Source organism: Pseudomonas sp. UBA6276 (genome assembly GCF_002438365.1).
In the GTDB taxonomy this organism is placed as follows: Bacteria; Pseudomonadota; Gammaproteobacteria; order Pseudomonadales; family Pseudomonadaceae; genus Aquipseudomonas; species Aquipseudomonas coleopterorum.
This window is the reverse complement of sequence record NZ_DJUS01000054.1, coordinates 1-5,403: the sequence shown is the minus strand read 5'-3', so window position 1 is coordinate 5,403 and position 5,403 is coordinate 1. Positions and strand designations below refer to the sequence as shown.

Genomic DNA, 5,403 nt, shown 5'->3' with positions numbered 1-5,403 from the left:
GGCGAGAGCCTCTACTCGGCGCACAACCTGGGTCTGCTGACCCACGTCTACGCCGGCCTGCGTGCACATAAGCTGTTCAACCGCAACGTCGAGTACATCGTCCAGGACGGGCAGATCCTGCTGGTCGACGAGCACACCGGTCGTACCATGCCGGGCCGTCGCCTGTCCGAAGGCCTGCATCAGGCTATCGAGGCCAAGGAAAACCTGAACATCCAGGCCGAGAGCCAGACCCTCGCCTCGACCACGTTCCAGAACTACTTCCGCCTGTACAACAAGCTCTCGGGCATGACCGGTACGGCCGACACCGAAGCGTTCGAGTTCGCCCAGATCTACCAGCTCGACGTGATGGTGATCCCGCCGAACAAGCCGCTGGCGCGCAAGGACTTCAACGACCTGGTCTATCTGACTGCGGACGAGAAGTACGCCGCCATCGTTACTGACATCAAGGAAAGTATGGCCCAGGGCCGTCCGGTGCTGGTCGGTACTGCAACCATCGAAACCTCCGAGCACATGTCGCGCCTGCTCAACCAGGAAGGCATCGAGCACAAGGTGCTCAACGCCAAGTTCCACGAGAAGGAAGCGGAGATCATCGCCCAGGCCGGTCGTCCCGGCGCACTGACCATCGCCACCAACATGGCCGGTCGCGGTACCGACATCCTGCTGGGCGGCAACTGGGAAGTCGAAGTCGCTTCCCTGGAAAACCCGAGCGTAGAGCAGATCGCACAGATCAAGGCCGACTGGCAGAAGCGTCATCAGCAGGTGCTCGAATCCGGTGGTCTGCACGTGATTGCTTCCGAGCGTCACGAGTCGCGCCGTATAGACAATCAGCTGCGTGGCCGTGCCGGTCGTCAGGGTGACGCCGGTTCCAGCCGCTTCTACCTGTCGCTGGAAGACAGCCTGATGCGCATCTTCGCCTCCGACCGGGTGAAGAACTTCATGAAGGCGCTGGGCATGCAGTCCGGCGAAGCCATCGAGCATCGCATGGTCACCAATGCGATCGAAAAGGCCCAGCGCAAGGTCGAAGGCCGCAACTTCGACATCCGCAAGCAATTGCTGGAGTTCGACGACGTCGCCAACGAGCAGCGCAAGGTCATCTACCACATGCGCAACAGCCTGCTGGCGTCCGACAACGTCGGTGACACCATTGCCGACTTCCGTCAAGAAGTCCTTGGTCAGCTGTTCTCCCAGCACATTCCGCCACAGTCGCTGCCCGAGCAGTGGGATGTTCCAGGCTTGGAATCGGCCTTGCAGACCGATTTCGGCGTGAGCCTGCCGATCCAGCAGTGGCTGGATGCGGACGACAAGCTGTACGAAGAGACCCTGCGCGAGAAGGTCATGGTCGAGTTGCTGGCGGCCTACACCGAGAAGGAAGATCAGGCCAGCGCCGATGCCCTGCGCACCTTCGAGAAGCAGATCCTGCTGCGCGTGCTCGACGACCTGTGGAAAGATCACCTGTCGACCATGGACCACCTGCGTCACGGTATTCATCTGCGCGGCTACGCCCAGAAGAACCCGAAGCAGGAGTACAAGCGCGAGTCGTTCAGCCTGTTCCAGGAGCTGCTCGATTCGATCAAGCGCGACACCATCCGTGTGCTGTCGCATGTGCAGGTGCGCCGCGAAGATCCGGTCGAGGAAGAAGCGCGTCTGCGTCGCGATGCCGAGGAATTGGCGGCGCGCATGCAGTTCGAACACGCTCCGGCGCCTGGCCTGGATCAGCCTGAAGTGTTGGCCGAAGACGCCGAAGTCGTTGCCGCCACCGTGTCGGAGCCAGTGCGCAATGACCAGAAGCTGGGCCGCAACGAGCTTTGCTGGTGCGGTTCGGGCAAGAAATTCAAGCATTGCCACGGCAAGATCGACTGATCGCGTTTCGACAGGCTTTGCAGCAACATCACGCCGCGACTGACGCTGGTTCCCAGGATGGGTGCCCGCGTACGGATCGCGGCGTTCGTCCCTCTACTGGCGGCGTCGACGATACGCCGCAGATTCCTCAAAGGAGTGCTCACATGGCTGTTGGTCTTGGTCCCTTGCCCACGCTGCATCCGGTTCCGGGTTTCGAGCTGGGCATCTCCAGCGCCGGTATCAAACGCCCCGGACGCAAGGACGTTGTGGTCATGCGTTGCGCCGAGGGTTCCAGCGTCGCCGGCGTGTTCACCCTGAATGCGTTCTGCGCGGCACCGGTCATTGTGTCCAAGCAGCGCGTGGGTGGCCCCGTGCGTTATCTGTTGACCAATACCGGCAACGCCAACGCCGGGACCGGCGAGCCGGGTCTGGCCGCGGCCGAGCGCACCACGGCGCGTCTGGCCGAACTGGCGGGCGTGGACGCCAGCGCCGTGCTGCCGTTCTCCACCGGCGTGATCGGCGAGCCACTGCCCGTCGAGAAGATCGAAGGGGCCTTGCAGGCCGCGCTCGATGATCTGTCGATCGACAACTGGGCGGCTGCGGCCACCGGCATCATGACCACGGACACTCTGCCCAAGGGCGCCAGTCGCCAGTTCCAGCACGAGGGCGTCACCGTCACCGTGACTGGTATCAGCAAAGGCGCCGGCATGATCCGCCCGAACATGGCGACCATGCTGGGCTACATCGCCACCGACGCCAAGGTCGCGCCGGGTGTGCTGCAGGATCTGCTGCGCGACGGTGCCAACAAGTCGTTCAACCGCATCACCATCGACGGCGACACCTCGACCAACGACTGCTGCATGCTGGTCGCCACCGGGCAGGCGGCCTTGCCGGAAATCAGCGAGGCCAGCGGGCCGCTGTTCGCAGCGCTCAAGCAGGCGGTTCTCGAGGTGTTCATGGAAGTGGCCCAGGCCATCGTGCGCGACGGCGAGGGGGCGACCAAGTTCGTCACGGTCCAGGTCAACGGCGGCGGCAACCACCAGGAGTGTCTGGACGTGGCCTACACAGTGGCCCACTCGCCGCTGATCAAGACGGCGCTGTTCGCTTCCGATCCGAACTGGGGGCGCATCTTGGCCGCTGTGGGCCGTGCCGGTGTGCCGGAGCTGGATGTCAGCAAGATCGACGTGTTCTTGGGCGATGTGTGCATCGCCAGCCATGGCGCCCGTGCCGCCAGCTACACCGAAGAGCAGGGCTCGGCGGTGATGGCGCAGGAAGAGATCGGCATTCGGATCGAGCTGGGTCGCGGCGAGTGCAGCGAGACCATCTGGACCACCGACCTGTCCCACGAGTACGTGAAGATCAACGCCGAATACCGCACCTGACTGGCGCGCCCGGCTGCGCCTTGCAGGGGTATCCGGGCACTGGCAGTTCAGCGCGGTCTGGAGATCGAGTGAAACGAATACATGTAGCCGCCGCGGTGATCCGTGGCGCGGATCAGCGCATTCTGATTGCCCGCCGCGGCGATACCCAGCACCAGGGCGGTCTGTGGGAGTTTCCCGGTGGCAAGGTCGAGCCCGGCGAGACGGTGCAGGCGGCGCTGGCCCGCGAGTTGCGCGAGGAGTTGGGGATCGAGGTCAGCCTGGCGCGGCCGTTGATCAAGGTGCATCACGACTACGCCGACAAGCAGGTCCTGCTGGATGTCTGGGAAGTCACCGCGTTCACAGGTGAACCCCATGGCGTCGAAGGCCAGCCGTTGGCATGGGTCAAGGCGCGTGAGCTGCCGGGCTACGCGTTTCCCGAGGCCAATCGGCCGATCGTGGCGGCGGCCAGTCTGCCGGGCGAATACTTGATCACCCCGGACGGGCTGGACAACTCGACCCTGCTGCGCGGCATGCAGAAGGCGATCGCCGGTGGCATCAAGCTGCTGCAACTGCGCGCACCCAATGGCTACGATCCGCAGTACCGCGACCTGGCGGTGGATGCGGTCGGGTTGTGTGCAGGCAAGGCCCAGTTGATGCTCAAGGGGCCATTGGAGTGGCTGGGCGATTTTCCTTCGGCCGGGTGGCACCTGACCTCGGCGCAGCTGCGCAAATACGCCAGCAAAGGTCGACCGTTTCCCGCCGAGCGTTGGCTGGCCGCGTCCTGTCACGATGCCGAAGAGCTGGCGTTGGCGCAGCAGATGGGTGTTGATTTCGTCACCCTGTCGCCCGTGCAACCGACCCTGACCCATCCCGATGCGCAGCCATTGGGCTGGGATCAGGCGCGTGGTTTGATCGGGGGCTTCAACCAGCCGGTGTTCCTGCTGGGCGGGCTGGGGCCGCAGGATCAGGCGAAAGCCTGGGAGATCGGTGCCCAAGGTGTCGCAGGCATCCGCGCCTTCTGGCCCTCTCCCTGACAACCGCTCCGCGCACCCCCTCTAGCAGCGGCGCAAGCCGCGTCAGCGGTCACTCGATTTGGCTGGCTGCCAGAGAATCTCGGGAATACTTTCACGCCGGGCGATGATCCGCGCAGCCACGAACAGCAGATCGGACATCCGGTTGATGTACGCCAGGCTCACTGCCGACAACGGCTCCACCGCGTTGAGCTGCTGACAGCGGCGCTCGGCTGTACGCGCCAGGCTGCGGCATACGTGGGCCTGGGCAATCAGCAACGAGCCTCCCGGCAGAATGAAGTTTTCTAGCGGGCCCAGCTCGTCGTTCCAGGTATCGATGGCAGCCTCCAAGCGGTCTACCTCCGCTGCATCCAGCGCCTGGTATGCAGGCATGGCCAACTCCCCACCCAGATCGAACAGCCGATGCTGACAGGGCGCGAGCACTTTGCTGACCTCGTTCAGCCGCGAGTCGTCGGCCAGCCCGGCCAGCAGCACGCCCAGCTGGCTGTTCAGGCTGTCGACTTCGCCGATGGCCTCCACGCGGGGATGGTCCTTGGGCACCCGACGGCCGTCGCCGAGCCCGGTTTCACCTTGGTCTCCGGTGCGCGTGTAAATCTTCGACAGGCGAAAGCTCATGTTCATATCTCCGTGGTGGTGAGGGGCAGCGGATTGCCAGCCAATGGCAGGCGCAGCGTGAAGCAGGTGCCCTGGCCGGGGCTGGATTGCACTTCCATCTGGCCCTTGTGGTTGTTGGTGATGATGAAGTACGACACCGACAGGCCCAGCCCGGTGCCCTGGCCGATCTCCTTGGTGGTGAAGAACGGTTCGNNTTCGAAGATGCGCTTGCGCACGCTCTCGGGCATCCCCACACCGTTGTCCTCGACCTGGATTTCAGCCCATGGCGGGTTCAGTCGCGTGCGCAGGGTGATGCGTCCCGGTTCCTGTTCGTCGCTGCGCTGATGAATGGCCTGGGCGGCATTCTTCAGCAGGTTGAGCAGCACCTGCTCCAGTTCGTTGGCCGTGCCGGGCACCGGGCCCAGTGCCGGGTCGAACTGGCGCACGATGTTCTGCCCCTTGAAGTCGAAACCGATCGCCAGGTCGAAGTCGTTGCCGGCGATTTCCACGGCTTGATCGATCAGCGCCGGCAGCTCGCAGGGCGCCATTTCCCGGGTGCTGCGGCGGCTGAAGCTGAG

General features: G+C 64.1%; 5 protein-coding genes. 3 read left to right on the top strand and 2 right to left on the bottom strand.

What is annotated here, in order from left to right; genetic code table 11:
* The 3 genes from secA to B2V21_RS06355 form a co-directional block, all read left to right on the top strand.
* Positions 1 to 1,860, top strand: a 1,860-nt coding sequence (secA, locus tag B2V21_RS06365) for a preprotein translocase subunit SecA (RefSeq protein ID WP_286916358.1), incomplete at its 5' end; no start/stop codon positions are given.
* A gap of 143 nt (positions 1,861 to 2,003) precedes the next feature.
* A complete protein-coding gene (gene argJ, locus B2V21_RS06360; protein ID WP_286916357.1) occupies positions 2,004 to 3,221 on the top strand; it encodes a bifunctional glutamate N-acetyltransferase/amino-acid acetyltransferase ArgJ in 1,218 nt (405 codons plus the stop codon).
* A 68-nt stretch (positions 3,222 to 3,289) separates the two neighbouring features.
* Positions 3,290 to 4,234: a Nudix family hydrolase gene (locus tag B2V21_RS06355; protein ID WP_286916356.1), complete on the top strand. Its 945-nt coding sequence runs from the start codon at positions 3,290 to 3,292 to the stop codon at positions 4,232 to 4,234.
* A 42-nt stretch (positions 4,235 to 4,276) separates the two neighbouring features.
* On the opposite strand, the gene B2V21_RS06350 is transcribed toward B2V21_RS06355, so the two are convergent.
* On the bottom strand, positions 4,277 to 4,846 hold the full coding sequence (locus B2V21_RS06350; protein WP_286916355.1) for a cob(I)yrinic acid a,c-diamide adenosyltransferase: 570 nt from the start codon (positions 4,844 to 4,846) through the stop codon (positions 4,277 to 4,279).
* 2 nt (positions 4,847 to 4,848) lie between these two features.
* Positions 4,849 to 5,403 (bottom strand): sensor histidine kinase (locus tag B2V21_RS06345; protein ID WP_286916354.1); only part of this gene is annotated, 555 nt, incomplete at its 5' end.